Below are 15,445 nucleotides of genomic sequence, written 5' to 3'. Positions count from 1 at the left end.
ATCGATGACATCTAGTACGCTCCTCGCTTCTGATCCGCAAGCCGACCCGATCGCCGCCGAAGCTCGGCCGATGGCGACGGTGCGCCGAACCTGGTTGCAGCAACTGTCGCGGCGGAAATTGTTGCGGTGGCTGGAAGAAGTGGTCGGTGGAGAGATCCGATACGCCGACGCCAGCCGCACGTTGGACTGTGGAGAGCGGACGCCTGATCAACTGCAGGCCGCCTGGACGGTCAGTGACGATCGTTTCTTCTCTCGCCTGGCGACCGGCGGTAGCGTCGGCATCGCCGAGTCGTATCTGCAGGGAGAATGGCGCAGCGACGACCTGACGGCGCTATTGCAGATCTTATGTCGGAACATGGAAAGGACCAACGACGCCGACTCGGGCTTGGCGTCGGTAGCGAAACTGGCGCGACGCGTGCTGAGCTTCTTCGACGGTAACACTCGGGATGGCAGTCGCCGCCATATCGCCGCTCACTATGATCTGAGTAACGAGTTCTTCTCGCTGTTCCTGGACGATACCTGGATGTATTCGTCCGCCATCTTTGAACACGAAGCGATGACATTGGAGGAGGCCTCGGTGGCCAAGTTGCGGCGGATCGCCGACAAGCTTGACCTGCAGCCGAGCGATCGGTTGCTGGAGATTGGCGCCGGCTGGGGCGGTTTCGCGCTGCATGCCGCCGAGCGCGGCGTCCGCGACATCACCACGACGACGATCTCGCAAATGCAATACGAGAAGTCGCAAGAACGATTTCAAGCGGCCGGCGTCGCCGATCAGATTCAGCTGCTCAGCGCCGACTATCGTGACCTGGAAGGGCAATACGACAAGATCGTCTCGATCGAAATGGTCGAAGCGGTCGGCGAGAAATACCTGGACGACTACTTCCGCCAGTGTGCCCGACTGTTGAAGCCGGGCGGACGGTTGGTATTGCAGGCGATCGTGATGCCGGAAGAGCGGTACGACGCGTATCGCCGCGGCATCGATTTTATCCAGGCGTACATCTTTCCTGGGGGCTTTCTGCCGTCGGTTGCGGCGATGCAGGCCTCGATTGGGCGGACGTCCAACTTGCGTCTCGACTGCGTAGAAGACATTTCGCCCCACTATGCGACGACCTTACGGCATTGGCGAGAGCGGTTTTTCGATTCAATTGACGAAGTGAAGCGGCTTGGCTTTGACGATCGTTTCATCCGAATGTGGGAGTACTACCTGTGTTATTGCGAAGCGGCGTTTCGCGAGAAAGCGGTGAGAGTTGTCCAGATTGCCTGGGACAAGCCGAACTATTAGAAGATCGGCGCGTTTCCTGGTTTGGACTGCTGTTGGGTGCGGCCGAGAATGGCCGTTTGCCCGATGCGCTCATTCGGTTTGGCGTTCGTAGTTTGCTGAAGCAAGGGATGCGGCAGCGCGGCGATCGTCACGACGAGCATGCGCTGGAGAACTTCATTCGCGCCGCTCAAGCGGCGCCGATCGCCGTTGTGCCGCAAAAGGCGAACGAGCAGCACTATGAGGTGCCGGCCGCGTTCTTTAAGAAGGCGCTCGGCGCCCGGCTGAAGTACAGCTGTTGCTACTGGACGCCGCAGACCCGCACGTTGGACGAAGCGGAAGAGAATGCCCTGCGGATCACCTGCGAGCACGCCGAACTGGTCAACGGGTTAGATGTGCTAGAGCTGGGATGCGGCTGGGGCTCGCTGTCGCTGTGGATGGCCGAGCATTATCCGCAGAGCCGAATCACGTCGGTTTCCAACTCCAACTCGCAGCGAGAATTCATTCAGGCGCAGGCCAAAGAACGGGGACTGACGAACCTGACCGTCATCACCGCCGATATGAACGAGTTTGCGACCAGCGGGACATTTGACCGGGTCGTGTCGGTCGAGATGTTTGAGCATATGCGGAACCATCGTGAGTTGATGCGGCGGATCGACACCTGGCTGCGGCCTGGCGGAAAGTTGTTCGTCCATATTTTTTGCCAGAACGAGGCCCCCTACCTGTTCCAGTCCGAAGGAGAACGGAACTGGATGGGCCGCTATTTCTTCTCCGGCGGCATGATGCCGAGCGTCGATCTGTTGCCGAACTGCGGATCGCCTTTAGACCTGCAGTCGCATTGGATCTGGGAAGGAACTCACTATGCGAAAACCTGCCGGGCGTGGCTGCGGAATCAAGATGCGGCGCGACGCGAACTTCGGCAGGTCTTTGAGCAAACGTATGGGGCCGACGAGGCGAATCGCTGGCACAACCGCTGGCGGATGTTCTTTATCGCGTGTGAAGAGCTGTTCGCCTACGCCGGCGGCCAGCAGTGGTTCGTTTCTCATTATCTGTTTCAACGATGTCCACAGAATTGAGCGAAGTCTTCCTCAGCTCGGCAAGCGTCATCGCCGGGTTCATGACGCTTGTCTGGGTGGTTAGCTTATGGCGCAAGGACGCCAGCGTCGTCGATGTGGCGTGGGGCTTGGGGTTTGTCCTGATCAGCTGGACGTCGTTTGGGGTGAGCCAGCACGCGAGCCTTCTATTGCCCCTACTGACGACCTTGTGGGGCGTGCGGCTGAGCGGCTATCTCGCCTGGCGGAACCATGGCAAGGAAGAGGACTACCGTTATCGTGAGATGCGCGATCACTGGGGCGCCGCGTTTCCCTGGGTAAGTCTGGTGACGGTCTTCGCGCTGCAAGGCTTTGTGATGTGGGTCGTTTCGCTACCGATTCAGGCCGGAATCGCGACGGAAGCGCCGCCGATGATTTGGCTAGCGATCTTGGGGACCGCCGTCTGGGCGACGGGCGTTTTCTTTGAAGCGGTCGGCGATTGGCAACTGGCCCACTTTCGCGCGACTCGCGCAGATGAGAACGCGGTGCTCGATCGCGGCCTGTGGCGATATACGCGTCATCCAAATTACTTTGGCGACTTTCTGGTTTGGTGGGGCCTTTACCTGGTCGCACTCGCACATGGCGCGCCATGGTGGACGGCGGTTGGACCGGCGGCGATGTCGGTCTTCTTGATGAAGGTCTCCGGCGTGACTTTGCTCGAGAAGTCGCTATCGCAAAAAAAGCCGGGCTACGCAGATTATGTCGCCCGGACCAATGCATTCTTTCCTGGAATGCCGCAAGAGAAGTAGGCGACCTACTTCTCGATCGACAACTTGCGGCGATAGATATTCTTGCCGTGGGCGATGAACAGCGTGCTGTGATCTTCGCCCGCCAGCATGCAGGTGGTCAGCGGTTGATCGGGGTCAACCTTTGGCAGCACGCCGCACGGCCGGCAAGTTGGATCAAAGACCTGGACGCCCAGCGCGCTGGTGACGTAATAGCGGCCCGCCTTGTCGATCGCCATGCCGTCCCCCTTCGCCGCGGCGACGTACGGCGGCGGCTGATTGAAGCGAAACTCTCCCTGGGGATCAATCGGCAGCCGCATCGGCATCGTCGATTGTTTGGCGTCCAGAACGCCGCCCGGGTTAACGCGGAAGGTCCACGTATGGTCGCCGCCGTAGTCGGAAACGGCCAGCGTACCGCGATCGTTGGTCAGCGCGATCCCGTTGGGCTTGGCGATGCCGACGTCGGCCGGCGTCACTTCGCCTGTCTTTGGATCGATGCGGGTAACCTGATGGGCGCCCGTTTCGGTGATCAGGATGAAGCCGTCCTTGGTGACCGCCAGGTCGTTCGGTTTGACCCCTTCGGCGACCGTCTTGATCTCGCCGCTTTTCACATTGATCGAGATCACCCGGTTCTTCGAGCCTTGGCAGCCGTACAAAACGGTCTGATCGGGACTGAACTCAAGCCCGCTGACCGACTCCTTGGCGATTTCGGTCTTCGAGCCGTCGGCCGCGTTGATGCGGACGATCGCCGGGGCCTTCATGTCGCAGTAGTACAGATTGCCAGCATCGTCGGCACACAGGGCGTCGGCAAAGCCGAGATCCTCAGCGACCAGTTCCCAGTCTTCGCCAGGCACAAGCAACGTGAGCAGCGTGTAGTCGCTGCGCAGGTCGTCCTTGGTATTGATCTGCGGCACGTGCGTTTCGTCGCGCCAGAGCCATTTCATCGCCTCAGGGAAGCGGGCGCCGCCGAAATCGGAATTATGCGCATACCCTTCAGCCCAGTCGAAACGATGGTCGTAGCCCATGTACTTGAGCGCCGACGACATCCGCTGATTGGCCCACGGCCAACTGCCGAAGGCGTTGTCGACGTCGCCGCTGGTATCGGCCATGTAAACGCGAATCGGTTTCGGCTCGGTCTTGCGAACCAGGGCGGGGTAGATGTTGCCGCCGCGCAGGTTGGTGAAGCTGCCGACGCTGGAATAAACCTTACGGAAAACGTCGGGCCGCTCCCAGGCCGAGGTAAACGCACAGATGGCGCCCGAGCTCGACCCGCCAATCGCGTGCAGATTGGGATCGTCGGTGATGTTGTATTGCTTGCGAACCTCGGGCAGGATCTCTTCGGTCAGGAAGCGAACGTAGCGGTCGCCGAGACTGTCGTACTCGTAACCACGGTTCGAGAATTTCCCTCTCCTCGGCTCCTTAGTCTTGTCTTGACCGGGGTTGATAAAGATGGCGATCGTCGGGGGCATGTCTCCACGAGCAATCAGGTTGTCATAGACGGTCGGGACGCGCCAACGTCCTTTGACGTCGCGCATCCTTTCGCCATCCTGAAAGACCATCAGCGCCGCGGGCTGATCGGCCTTGTACTGCGCCGGCACGTAGATCGACCAATCGCGGATCGTGCCGGGGAAGATCTTCGATTCCCATGGCTCCATCTGGTGGACGGTACCTTGCGGCACGCCCTCTTGCACGACGGCGTCGGGGTGGGGTTCCCACTTTGGCTTGGTGTTGACGATCGGCACGTTGGTCGACTCGGCATTTTCATCCCACAGCCACTTCAGCGCCTCTGGCAGCACTTCGCCGGCCCACTTGCCGCTGTGACCCCCTTCGGTAAAGACCAGCTTGTAGGGGTAGCCGGCAAACTGCAGGGCGGCGGCCATGTCATGATTGCCCAGCGGCCAACTGCCGTGCAGGTTGCTGAGGTCGTCGACCCCGTCTTGCAGGTAAACCTTGATCGGCTTCGGGTTGTCCTTCGTCTGGCGGATCAAACCGGGATAGGCCCAGCCGCCGCGGATGTTGGTATAGCTGCCGATATTGCTGAGGACCTTGCCGAACTGATCGGGACGCTCCCAGGCGACCGTGAACGCGCAGATGCCGCCTGACGAACCGCCGCAAACGGCCCGCTGCGCCGGATCGGTGGTGACCTTCAAGTCTTTCAGCGCGACCGGCAGGAACTCGTCAATCAGAAAGGTAGCGTAGCGATCGCCAAGCGAGTCGTACTCGTACGAGCGATTGCTGAGGGTTTGGCCGCCGGGGATGGTGGCGGGAATCTTGCCAGGATTGACGAAGACGGCGATCGTGACCGGCAGCTCTTTCTTGTGAATCAGGTTGTCCAGAATCGTCGGCACGCGATAGGCGCCTTTCGCACTGGCGAACCCGAGGCCATCCATGCAAACCAGCAAAGAAGCAGACTGGCTGCCGTCGTATTGGGCCGGCACATAGACTTGATAGTCGCGGACCGTGCCGGGGAAGAGCTTGCTGTCGGTGAACGTACCGGAAGTCAGCTTTCCCTTTGGCACGCCGGGCTGAACGACGCGGTCCGGGTGCTCTTCGGCCAGCGCCGGAGTCAGAGCCGGCGCCAAGGCCAGGCAAGCGAGAATCCAACAGAAAACGGAACGGTGCATGAGGCGACTCCGAATGTCGTGATCGTGTACGGGGGCAATGCACCAGTGCGGCCGCAGGCGGGGAGAGCAAAGCTGGCCGGCAAACGGTGCAGGGCGGGGGGAAATGGGTTTGGTGGCGTTACAGTCTAACTGAACCAAATCGCCGGTGCGACTGCTGGAGTCTGGCCAAGGCGATTTTCGCCAGCTTCCGCGAGCGGGAGTGCCGATTTCGCCGCCGTAAATTGAAAAACGGGCCGGGACAGGGTCGCCCGGCCGATCAGAAAAGGTCCCCTCCAAAATCGATTGGTGGCGAAACCTTGCCGCTCTATAATTGACGCCGCATTCGGATTATTCGTCTCGCCGGCAAGGAAAGCGACTCGCAATGTTGGAAATCTTCGAGGCGATCACGCGGCGTCTCATCGAGTCGTGGAAGTCGGACGAGCCGACCGGTCGCCGCAACGCCTATCGGTGCCGCTGCCAGCGGCCGGTATATTTCTACAACAGCTTTTGCCTGGGCTGTAAGACGCCGCTCGGCTTTCAGCCCGATCTGTTGCAGGTGTTGGCGATGACCCCGGCCGACGAGAAAGACGCCTGGGTGGTCGCTGGCCAGGAAGAGGAAGGCGCCCTCTGGAAACGGTGCGAGAACTTCCACTCGCCGGCCGGCTGCAATTGGCTGGTTCCTGCCGAAGAAGAGGAGCCGTTGTGCCGCTCGTGCCGGCTGAATAACACGATTCCCGGTCTCGACATTGACGAGAATGGGCAATGGTGGCGAAAGATCGAGAACGCCAAACGTCGCCTGGTCGCGCAGCTGCTGCAATTGGGGTTGCCGGTCGTCTCAAAAGTGAGCGAAGACCCAGAGCGTGGAGTGATGTTCGACTTTCTCCGTTCGCCGGAGGGAGGCCCGCGGGTGATGACCGGGCATGCCAATGGCTTAATCACGCTGAACATCGAAGAGGCGAACGACTCGATTCGCGAGAAGACGCGGCACGAGATGCGCGAGCCGTATCGCACGCTGCTCGGTCACTTTCGCCACGAGATCGGTCATTACTATTGGGATCGCCTGGTCGACAAGACCGAGTGGCACAAGAAGTTTCGCGAAGTATTTGGCGATGAGCGCGCGGACTACGCCGCCGCTCTGAAGCGCAATTACGAACATGGTCCTCCCGCCGACTGGGCCAATCGGTTTATTAGCTCTTACGCGTCGGTCCATCCCTGGGAAGATTGGGCCGAATGTTGGGCCCACTATCTGCATGTGGTCGATAGCCTCGACACGGCGCTTCGCTTTGGGCTACGGGGAGAAGAAGTCGAGCAGGCGGTCGAGCCGTTTACGGTCGACGACCTGTACGACCCGAAGGACGAAGACGCCAAGCGGGTGATCCTGCTGATCAACTCGTGGGTGCAACTGACGACGGTCATTAACGAACTGGCCCGCAGCATGGGGCAGCAAGACTTCTACCCATTTGTGATGTCGCGCTCGGTGGTCCGCAAAATTCACTTTATTCATTTGCTCGTCAAGGATGCCCGCGGCGGAACGTCGCTGATCTAGCGATACGAGGCTACGCAAACAGACGAGCGCCATGCTATGACTGCGATGCCCGGGAGTAGTGATAGGTACGGTTGTTGGGGGGGCGATCAGAACGACGCGCGATCGTCGCTCCGAGCGGAGCGCTGAGGCCAAACTCTCGCAACGCGTTTATAGGGAACCTGGCAAGGGGAAAGAGATCCGCAATCGGTCACGCTGCCGCCCGATTGGCGGAGAATAACGCACCCCTTAATAATATGTCTCAAAACTATAGCGCCGCCAGCGAATTATCATGAATCCTCGCTTCGCGCGCGGCATTTTGGGCGTGGATGGCCTGTCGACCGCTTGCGGAGCAAACGACAAGTTACCAGTCTTGCATCATCTTGGCGTACTGTTTTTGTTTGTCTTCCTCAAATTGAACCAGGTCTTGGAACAGTTCCTGCAATTGGGGTGACGATGTTGTCGCGGCGAGATCGCGATAGGTGGCGATCAACTTGTCGGCGAACGCCAGGACTTGCCCGACGATTTCTTCCGCCGACATGTCGGCGGTCAATTCGATCTGTTGCAGATTTTCGTTGATGTCCTCTTCCGAGGTGAACTGCAGCCAGGTCTCCAGCTGTCCGTTTCCGCCGGCGTCTTTTTCAAAATGCCGCACGGCGATGTTGAACTCCTCTTCGTGCCGCTCGATAAACTCGAAGAGGAGCTGCATCCGCGAGTCCGGCTCGGCGGTGCGAAGCTTGCGGCACGACTTCATCACCTGGCGATGGGCCGAGCGTATTTGATCCAGGATCTCTTTGACAGGTTTGGAAGACATCGGACACCTCCCTTTCTCAAATCGGCGTGAAAAACTTGGCGGGCAGGGGGCACGCGTCACAACGGCGGTCGGACCCTCTCTTTCAGTTTACCTGACGCACTCGATCACGCTGGTATCGGCGGCAGGGATACCGAAAAGAAAGGTGGAGCTGCAGTGGCGGATCCTTCGCCCACAAATCGAGTTTGGCGGCTGGCGAGTTTCCCAGGTAGAATGGTAGGTTGCCGTCACCGGTTCGCCCCCGTCTTGGAGAAACCCCTTGTCGCATCGAATTGTCATTGCAATTCTAGCCTTTTTCGTTGGGATCGAAGCAGCCTGGGCCGCAGGTTTAGACGTCCGGCAGTTTCTCACAAGCCATTGCACCAGTTGTCATGGAGAGGATGCCCAGGAAGGCGATTTGCGGTTCGATCAGCTGACGCTGCACGAGACGACGCCGGCGACGCTCGACACCTGGCGGCGAATCGTCACGGCGCTCGAAAATGGCGAGATGCCCCCGCCCGAAGAAACGCAGCCGGCGGCCGCGACAGTTCGGTCCGCCATCGACGACATCGTGGCCAGCGTCGCCCGACCAGCCAAAGCCGTGGGACCGGCGACGCGACGATTGAACCGGAAAGAGTACGAGCATACCGTCTGCGATCTGCTGGGGATCGACCAACCGCTGGCCGATCTGTTGCCCGAGGATGGCGACGCGCAAGGCTTTGACAAAGGGGCGGCCGGGCTGAGCATCTCTTCGGTGCTGCTAGAACAATACTTGGAAGCGGCCAACGTCGCCTTCGACGCCACAATCCGTCGCATTCGTCCGCTGGAGCCCGAGACGCGGCATATCGAATTGATGGAGGTGAAGGAGAACGTCGATTCGGTCAAGAAGGCGAAAGGTGGGACGCTGGAAGCGGAAGGCTCGTTCGTCAAATTCACCCCCGGTTGGCCGCCTGCCCGGATCGATCCGGCTCATCCAATTGAGGATGGCGTTTATCGCTGCCGCGTCGCCTTGTGGCCTTATCAGGCGGGCGATCGGACGCTCTCGGTTTCGCTCTACGTCGGCAGTCTGTTTGGTTCGACGACGCGCAAGTTGATCGGCGTCTACGACGTGACCGGGACCTCCGATAAGCCGCGGGTGATCGAGTTTACGACCGCCATGAAAGCGGGCGATACCGTTCACATCTTGCCGCAGATCTGGCCCGAGCATGTCACGTGGCGCGACAAACATGAGAAGCGTCCTGGTATCGCCGTCGCGTGGGCGGAGACGTACGGGCCGCTTGATCAAGATTTTCCTTCCCAGGCACAGCGGCAGTTGTTTGGTGACGTGGACAGCCTACACTTGGTCGAAGACCAGCCAGTTTGGATGCGCCATCGCAAAGGGGTCAAGTCGTGCCGCGTTGAATCGGATCACCCCGAGGAAGACATTCGGCGGATCTTGACCAACGTCCTGCCCAAGGCGTTTCGCCGGCCGGTCGACGCAGAGACAGTCGAGCCTTACGTTGAACTGGCCTTGCAGTGTCATCGTAGCGGCCAGTCGTTTGAAGATGCCGTCCGCACTGGCGTGACGGCCGTCTTGTGCTCGCCGCAGTTTTTGTTGCTGGAGCGATCAGAGCAGCTAGACGACTACGACATCGCGTCGAAGCTTTCGTACTTTCTGTGGTCAACGGCGCCTGACCAAGAGCTGTTGGATTTGGCGGCCGCAGGCAAGCTGCGTGACAAGCAGGTGCTAAACGGTCAAGTCGAGCGAATGATCGCCGATCCACGGATCGAACGCTTTGTGACTGACTTTACGGGGCGGTGGCTCGACCTGGACGACATTGAGTTCACCACGCCCGACTCGAAACTCTATCCGGAATTTGATTTCCTGTTGCAGCAGGCGATGGTCGAAGAGACGCGGCGGTTCTTTCAGCAGGTGCTGAAAGAAGACTTGAGCGTCATCAACTTTGTCGACGCCGACTGGACGATTGTGAACGAGCGGTTGGCTCGGCACTATGGAATTGAACAAGTCCGCGGTAACGAACAGTATCGCAAAGTCGGCTTGCCGGCCGATTCGCTTCGCGGCGGCGTCCTGACGCAAGCGAGCGTCTTGAAGGTGACCGCCAACGGCACGTCGACCTCACCAGTCACCCGTGGCGTCTGGGTGTTGGATAACATTCTCGGTTGCCCGTCTCCGCCGCCGCCACCGAAGGTGCCGGCCGTTGAGCCCGACATTCGCGGGGCGACGACGATTCACGAGCAACTCGCGCTGCACCGCCAGGACGCCATGTGCGCCAGCTGCCATCGGCGGATCGATCCGATCGGATTTGCCCTGGAAAAATTCGACGTCATCGGCGGTGAGCGGCAGTGGTACCGTTCGATTGGCGAAGGGAAGAAGCTGCCCGGCAAGGTCTCTTACCGCATTGGTCAAGATCTGCAAACTGCCGGCACGCTGCCCGATGGGCAAGAGTTCGCCGGGTTTGCCGAGTTTCGCGAACTGATGGCGGACCGGCGCCCGCAGATTGCCCGAGCGATCGCCACCAAGCTGTTGGTTTATGGCGGCGGACGCCCGGTGACGTTCGCCGATCGGCGGCAGATTGAGGAAATCGTGCAGAGCACCGAGTCGCACGACTACGGTTTGAAGTCGATGATCCAAGCGATCGTCACCAGCGATTTGTTTCTGTCTCCGACCCCGAACCCCTAGGACCGCGCAAGCTGCAACAGCGCCCCAACCATTCACCTGCCGCTTGACGAAAGAGAGAAACGTAATGAAGGCGATCCACCGTAGACGATTCTTGCAGTCTTCCGGCGTAGCCATTGGACTGCCGTTGCTGGCGAGCCTAGGCGTTGGTAAAGCCAAAGCGAGCGAACCGGAACAGCCCCGCGGCGACATTCGCCGGATGCTGTCGATCTGCTCGCCCCTCGGTTATTACGGGCCCTATTTCTTTCCGGAAGGAGAAGGCGCCGACTACAAGCCGTCCCCCTACCTCGAGCCGCTGCAGGCGGTTCGCGACAAATTTACCGTCATCTCGGGGCTCAGTCATCCTGACGTCAACGGCGGGCACAGCGCTGAGAAATCGTTTTTGACCGGCGCCGCGCACCCGGGACGCCCTGGTTTTCAAAACACGATCTCGGTCGATCAATACGCCGCCGAGTTTATCGGCCGGGCGACCCGCTTTCCGTCGCTTGCCTTGGGGCTGAACGGGACGAGCATGTCCTGGACGCGAGCCGGCGTTTCGATCCCGTGCGAAAGTCGCCCCTCCCGGTTGTTCGCCAAGCTCTTCTTGGCCGGCACCGCGGCCGAGCGGGCGACCCAACTGCAGCGCGTGCAAAACGGGCAAAGCATCATGGACCTGGTCATGGATCAGACCAAGAGCGTGGCCCGCGATCTGGGAAAGCAGGATGGTCAAACCCTCGACCAGTACCTGAGCAGCATTCGCGATTTGGAGCAAGGTCTGCGGAACGCCGAAGATTGGATCGACAAGCCAAAGCCGGTCGTCGATCGCAAACCGCCGGAGGATATCGCCGATCGGTCGGAACTGACCGCCCGGATGCAGTTGATGTACGATATGATCTTTCTCGCGTTTCAGACCGATTCGACCCGGCTGATCACCTTGTCTGGCGCCGGCGACAATGGCGTCGTCGCGCTCGACGGCGTCGAAGATGGCTGGCACAACCTCAGCCACCACGGACGCGACGAAGAGAAGATCAAGATGCTGGCGATCATCGAACTGGAAGAGATGCGCCTGTTCGCCGAATTGCTGCAGAAGTTGGACGACGTCCAAGAGGGAGACGTCACGCTGCTCGATCAAACGTCGATCGTGCTAGGGTCGAACCTCGGCAATGCGTCGAGCCACGACAACTCGAACCTGCCGATCATCGCCGCCGGCGGACGCTTCCAGCATGGCCAGCATCTCGCCTTCGACCCCAAAAATCCGCCCCCCCTGTGCAACCTGTTCGTCAGCCAACTGCAGCACCTGCAGATCGAAGTCGACCAGTTCGCCAGCGGCGGCACAACGCTCGCCGGGCTATCGGCAAAGCAGGGTTAGCAGTCCGTTGATTTTCTCAACGGACTGCGAGCCGCGAAGAGCTACGCTCTGAGCCTGGCGAGGTTGAAAAATGCCACGATGGCATTTTTCAATAGGCTGCTAGTCTTGGGGCGCTTTATAGTTGCGACATCGCAGTATTTTGGGGACTTGGCTTTCGCCGTTAGGACGACCGTCTGGGAGATCGTCACGCAGACGAAGATGGACGCCGAGGGCTATGCGGTCGCGAACCTACCAAACAGGAGAGGGATGTGACGTTTACTTGTCCCAGTAACGGAGACAAATGAATTTCCATCGGCGCAAAGAAAAAGCCGCCAACGACTTACGTTGACGGCTTTTCAATCGAGCGGAGAGAACGGGATTCGAACCCGTGGAACGGTTTTACACCGTTCACCGGTTTAGCAAACCGGCGCATTCGACCACTCTGCCATCTCTCCTTGGGGAACGAACAGGTTAACTTTTGCCTTCGGTTTCGGCAATGGGGAGACGCAGAAATCGGTGGCCTGGTTCGAGGTTTGGGGGTGGAATTGTCGGACTAATCGGCATAGATTCCTGCGATTGGGAGAGAAAATCGCGGCAAACCAGCGTAAATCTGGCGTTTTGGCGGCGAACTCTCGATCCCTTCAACAGCCCCCGGTTTGTCGAAAAATCTTCCGGCGATCGTGGTGGGCTCGATATTCGCCCTGCCCGCGGAGCTGTCTGAATGACTCGCCTGTCCTCGATTTTCGTGCTTTTCGTCTGTTCTTCCTTGGCGTCCGCCGGGGAGGCGAGCCTGGGAGAAGCGGTTAATTCGATCCAAAGCGGCGAGATCCAGAAACATCTCGATATGCTGGCCGACGATTCTTTCGAGGGTCGCGAGGCGGGGAGCCGCGGCGGTCGGGCAGCCGGCAACTATCTCGTGGAGTTCCTGAAGGACCACGGCCTGAAGCCGGCCGGCGACAACGGAACCTACTTCCAATGGTTTGGCAGCGAGTACCGCAACATCCTGGCGATGCTGCCGGGCAAGAATCCAGAGCTGGCCGAGCAGGTGATCGTCGTCGGCGCCCATTATGACCATGTCGGTTATGGGAATTCGACCAACAGCTTTGGCCCAACCGGATACATCCACAACGGGGCGGACGACAACGCCAGCGGGACTTCCGGCTTGCTGGAAGTCGTCGAGGCGTTCTCGAAGCTGGCTGAACCGCCGCAGCGGAGCGTCTTGTTCGTCTTTTGGGACGGCGAAGAGAAGGGGCTGCTGGGGTCAAAGCATTGGCTGCAGCACCCAACGATCGACTTGGCGCGGGTCAAGTTCTACATCAACCTCGACATGATTGGGCGGCTGCGGAAAGGACGCGTCGAAGTCTCCGGAGGCCGAACCTCGCACGGGTTGCGCCGGCTGATCACCAGCGCGAACGAAGGGACGCAACTGGCCCTGGATTTCCAGTGGGAAGTGAAAGCGAATAGCGATCACCACCCGTTCTTCGAGCGAAGCTTCCCGTACGTGATGCTTCACACCGGACTGCACGATCAATACCACCGACCCCAGGACGACGTCGAGTTCATCTCGTACGACGGCGTCGAGTCGGTCGCGCGGATGGCGTTTCAGCTGATTTGGCTGCTGAGCAACGAAGAATTGCCGCGCAGCTTCCGCGACGCCGCCCGACGCGAAGGACCGTCGCAGCGGCGCCAGTTTGAAAGCGCCTACACGGGACGTCGCACGCGACTGGGGATTCGCTGGGCGACCGATTCCGAGATCAGCGACGGCCTGATCATCAAAGAGTCGACCCCTGGTTTGCCCGCTTACCAGGCGGGCGTCCGCAACGGCGACAAGATTGTCAAATTCGCTGGGCTGCCGGTTAACGATATCGAACAGTTCCTAATCAACGTCCAAGCCGCCCCCAACGACACGACGATCACGGTCGAACGGGAAGGGGAGGAAGCGTCGCTGGAGTTGCCGCTGACGCTGAACGAAAAGCCGTCGCCGCTCGGCATTCGCTGGCGCAGCGACGAAGCGAACCGCGACCTGGTCTTTTTGACCGCGGTCGTGCCGGGATCGCTGGCGGCCTCTTCGGGGCTGCTGGTTGGCGATCGCGTCTATGAGGCGAACGGCCAGCAGTTCCAAGACGGAAATCAGTTCTTTGGCCTCGTGACTGACTTTGCCAAGCCGCTACGTTTGGTGGTCGAGCGTCAGGGGCGTTTGCATACGATCGAAGTCGACACGACGAAGCTGCATGGGATTCTTGGCATTGGCGAGATGCCGGAAGAACTGGCCGCAGAGGAGTCGGCCGTAGAAAAGAACCCCGCTCGGGAAAACCCGGCTTCTAGTGAGCAGTAATCCAGGCATCCAGGTTCGGCGTCTTTTTGACGTTTAGTTTTCCTTGGTCTAGGGTCGTCACCGCCGCGGCATGATCGGCCTGCCGCATGAATGGGGAAAACCGTTGGTCGCTCCCATGACGCTAATGGCGGAAGCCCACGCATCGGCCTGCATCGCGGTGGGGGCGAAGACGGTGACCGTGCTACTGGTCGTGACGCCGTAACCAGTCTGCGGATTGAGAATGTGCGAATAGCGCTTGCCGTCAATCTGGACAAACTGATAGGCGTCGCCCGAGGTCGCGACGCCGCAGTTGGCCAGCTCCACCAGCATCACCTCGGCGCCCGGTTGTTTCGACTGAGCGACCGAAATCTTCCAGCCGGCCGCTGAAGGAGGCGCGTCGCCAATCGCCATGTCTCCGCCGGCGTCGACCAGCGCTTGCTGCAAGCCATGTTTGGCCAACGTGCGCAATCCCGCGTCAATGATGGCGCCCTTGGCGACTCCGCCCAGATCGATCCGCATGTTGGCGGCGGTCAGCTCGGCCGTGTGCATGGCGGGATCGAGTAGTAGCTTCTGATAGCCAACGGCCGGCAGCAGTTCGGCGATGGCTTCTCGGTCGATTTCCTTCCGGCGGCGCATCCGCCGCCATGCTTTGGTAAGCGGGCCGATCGTGACGTCGAAGGCGCCATCGGTCGCCTGACTGACCTGCTCGGAGTAGAACAGGACGTCCCACAGTTCAGGGCCAATCTGCCGCTTGCCGGGGCTCGCTTGGCTTAGCTGGGTGACCTCTGACTTGGCCTCGTAATCGCTGAGAATGCCGTTCTGCCGCTGCATCTCGGCGAAGGCGGCGTTGATCGCCTCTTCCGCTTTCGCCTGTGACGGGGCGTAGGCGACGATTTTGACCACGGTGCCCATCAGCGGACGAACGCTTTCGTACCGCTGCCACGATGCGCTCGGCTCGGCTGCGGCGATGCGCAGTAAGAAGACGAGGATCGGGGCGACAAGCAACGCGGAGCGAATCATCAGCAACTCAAGCGGGGGGAGGGCAAAAGGCGTTTGGTCCTATTATACCTTCCGCCTGGGTGATCGCCTGAGATTGAAGTCGGAGCCCTAAATTCCCGCGTGTTCAAGAAAAAAAGAA

10 protein-coding genes and 1 tRNA gene are annotated in these 15,445 nt (G+C 60.0%); 7 read left to right on the top strand and 4 right to left on the bottom strand.

Translation table 11 applies throughout. The features are described 5' to 3' along the window. The first annotated feature begins 4 nt into the window (after nucleotides 1-4). From Enr8_RS09695 to Enr8_RS09685, 3 genes are read left to right on the top strand one after another with little or no spacing between them, the layout of a single operon-like run. Complete coding sequence (locus tag Enr8_RS09695) at nucleotides 5-1,282, top strand: SAM-dependent methyltransferase (protein ID WP_146430889.1); 1,278 nt, start codon at nucleotides 5-7, stop codon at nucleotides 1,280-1,282. Then, nucleotides 1,207-2,334, top strand: a complete 1,128-nt coding sequence (locus Enr8_RS09690; RefSeq protein WP_246120023.1) for an SAM-dependent methyltransferase — start codon at nucleotides 1,207-1,209, stop codon at nucleotides 2,332-2,334. The genes Enr8_RS09695 and Enr8_RS09690 overlap by 76 nt, the downstream gene beginning before the upstream one ends. Further along, nucleotides 2,319-3,098, top strand: a complete 780-nt coding sequence (locus Enr8_RS09685; protein WP_246120022.1) for a DUF1295 domain-containing protein — start codon at nucleotides 2,319-2,321, stop codon at nucleotides 3,096-3,098. Before Enr8_RS09690 ends, Enr8_RS09685 begins: the two co-directional genes overlap by 16 nt. A 5-nt stretch (nucleotides 3,099-3,103) precedes the next feature. Here Enr8_RS09685 and Enr8_RS09680 read toward each other — a convergent pair whose 3' ends face one another. After that, entirely contained in the window at nucleotides 3,104-5,698 is a 2,595-nt protein-coding gene (locus tag Enr8_RS09680) for an alpha/beta hydrolase-fold protein (protein WP_146430887.1), read from the bottom strand. Nucleotides 5,699-6,059: 361 nt separating this feature from the next. Here Enr8_RS09680 and Enr8_RS09675 point away from each other — a divergent pair, with 361 nt between their 5' ends. Beyond that, nucleotides 6,060-7,223 carry a zinc-binding metallopeptidase family protein gene (locus tag Enr8_RS09675; RefSeq protein WP_146430885.1) on the top strand — a complete coding sequence of 388 codons (1,164 nt, stop codon included), beginning with the start codon at nucleotides 6,060-6,062 and terminating at the stop codon, nucleotides 7,221-7,223. A 340-nt stretch (nucleotides 7,224-7,563) separates the two neighbouring features. On the opposite strand, the gene Enr8_RS09670 is transcribed toward Enr8_RS09675, so the two are convergent. After that, on the bottom strand, nucleotides 7,564-8,013 hold the full coding sequence (locus tag Enr8_RS09670) for a hypothetical protein (protein ID WP_146430882.1): 450 nt from the start codon (nucleotides 8,011-8,013) through the stop codon (nucleotides 7,564-7,566). 256 nt (nucleotides 8,014-8,269) lie between these two features. Here Enr8_RS09670 and Enr8_RS09665 point away from each other — a divergent pair, with 256 nt between their 5' ends. Continuing rightward, nucleotides 8,270-10,669 carry a DUF1592 domain-containing protein gene (locus Enr8_RS09665; RefSeq protein WP_146430879.1) on the top strand — a complete coding sequence of 800 codons (2,400 nt, stop codon included), beginning with the start codon at nucleotides 8,270-8,272 and terminating at the stop codon, nucleotides 10,667-10,669. Nucleotides 10,670-10,733: 64 nt separating this feature from the next. After that, complete coding sequence (locus Enr8_RS09660) at nucleotides 10,734-12,014, top strand: DUF1552 domain-containing protein (RefSeq protein ID WP_146430876.1); 1,281 nt, start codon at nucleotides 10,734-10,736, stop codon at nucleotides 12,012-12,014. A 344-nt stretch (nucleotides 12,015-12,358) separates the two neighbouring features. Here the strand turns inward: Enr8_RS09660 and Enr8_RS09655 are convergent. Then, nucleotides 12,359-12,448 (bottom strand) — tRNA-Ser (locus tag Enr8_RS09655). A 266-nt stretch (nucleotides 12,449-12,714) separates the two neighbouring features. Between Enr8_RS09655 and Enr8_RS09650 the strand changes: the two genes are divergently transcribed. Beyond that, nucleotides 12,715-14,328: a M20/M25/M40 family metallo-hydrolase gene (locus tag Enr8_RS09650; protein WP_146430873.1), complete on the top strand. Its 1,614-nt coding sequence runs from the start codon at nucleotides 12,715-12,717 to the stop codon at nucleotides 14,326-14,328. Between the two features lie 57 nt (nucleotides 14,329-14,385). On the opposite strand, the gene Enr8_RS09645 is transcribed toward Enr8_RS09650, so the two are convergent. After that, nucleotides 14,386-15,327 (bottom strand): FAD:protein FMN transferase, encoded by a 942-nt coding sequence (locus tag Enr8_RS09645; protein ID WP_146430871.1) that lies wholly within the window; start codon nucleotides 15,325-15,327, stop codon nucleotides 14,386-14,388. Nucleotides 15,328-15,445: the final 118 nt, after the last annotated feature.

Source organism: Blastopirellula retiformator, from assembly GCF_007859755.1.
Lineage (GTDB): Bacteria > Planctomycetota > Planctomycetia > Pirellulales > Pirellulaceae > Blastopirellula > Blastopirellula retiformator.
The sequence above is the reverse complement of the archived record's forward strand: the minus strand, read 5'-3'. Positions and strand labels throughout refer to the sequence as shown.

Excerpts from the sequence above, each read along its gene's own strand:
- Enr8_RS09650 (WP_146430873.1), top strand. The coding sequence starts at position 12,715 with ATGACTCGCCTGTCCTCGATTTTCGTGCTTTTCGTCTGTTCTTCCTTG.
- Enr8_RS09660 (WP_146430876.1), top strand. The coding sequence starts at position 10,734 with ATGAAGGCGATCCACCGTAGACGATTCTTGCAGTCTTCCGGCGTAGCC.
- Enr8_RS09695 (WP_146430889.1), top strand. The coding sequence starts at position 5 with ATGACATCTAGTACGCTCCTCGCTTCTGATCCGCAAGCCGACCCGATC.
- Enr8_RS09670 (WP_146430882.1), bottom strand. The coding sequence starts at position 8,013 with ATGTCTTCCAAACCTGTCAAAGAGATCCTGGATCAAATACGCTCGGCC.
- Enr8_RS09685 (WP_246120022.1), top strand. The coding sequence starts at position 2,319 with ATGTCCACAGAATTGAGCGAAGTCTTCCTCAGCTCGGCAAGCGTCATC.
- Enr8_RS09675 (WP_146430885.1), top strand. The coding sequence starts at position 6,060 with ATGTTGGAAATCTTCGAGGCGATCACGCGGCGTCTCATCGAGTCGTGG.
- Enr8_RS09680 (WP_146430887.1), bottom strand. The coding sequence starts at position 5,698 with ATGCACCGTTCCGTTTTCTGTTGGATTCTCGCTTGCCTGGCCTTGGCG.
- Enr8_RS09645 (WP_146430871.1), bottom strand. The coding sequence starts at position 15,327 with ATGATTCGCTCCGCGTTGCTTGTCGCCCCGATCCTCGTCTTCTTACTG.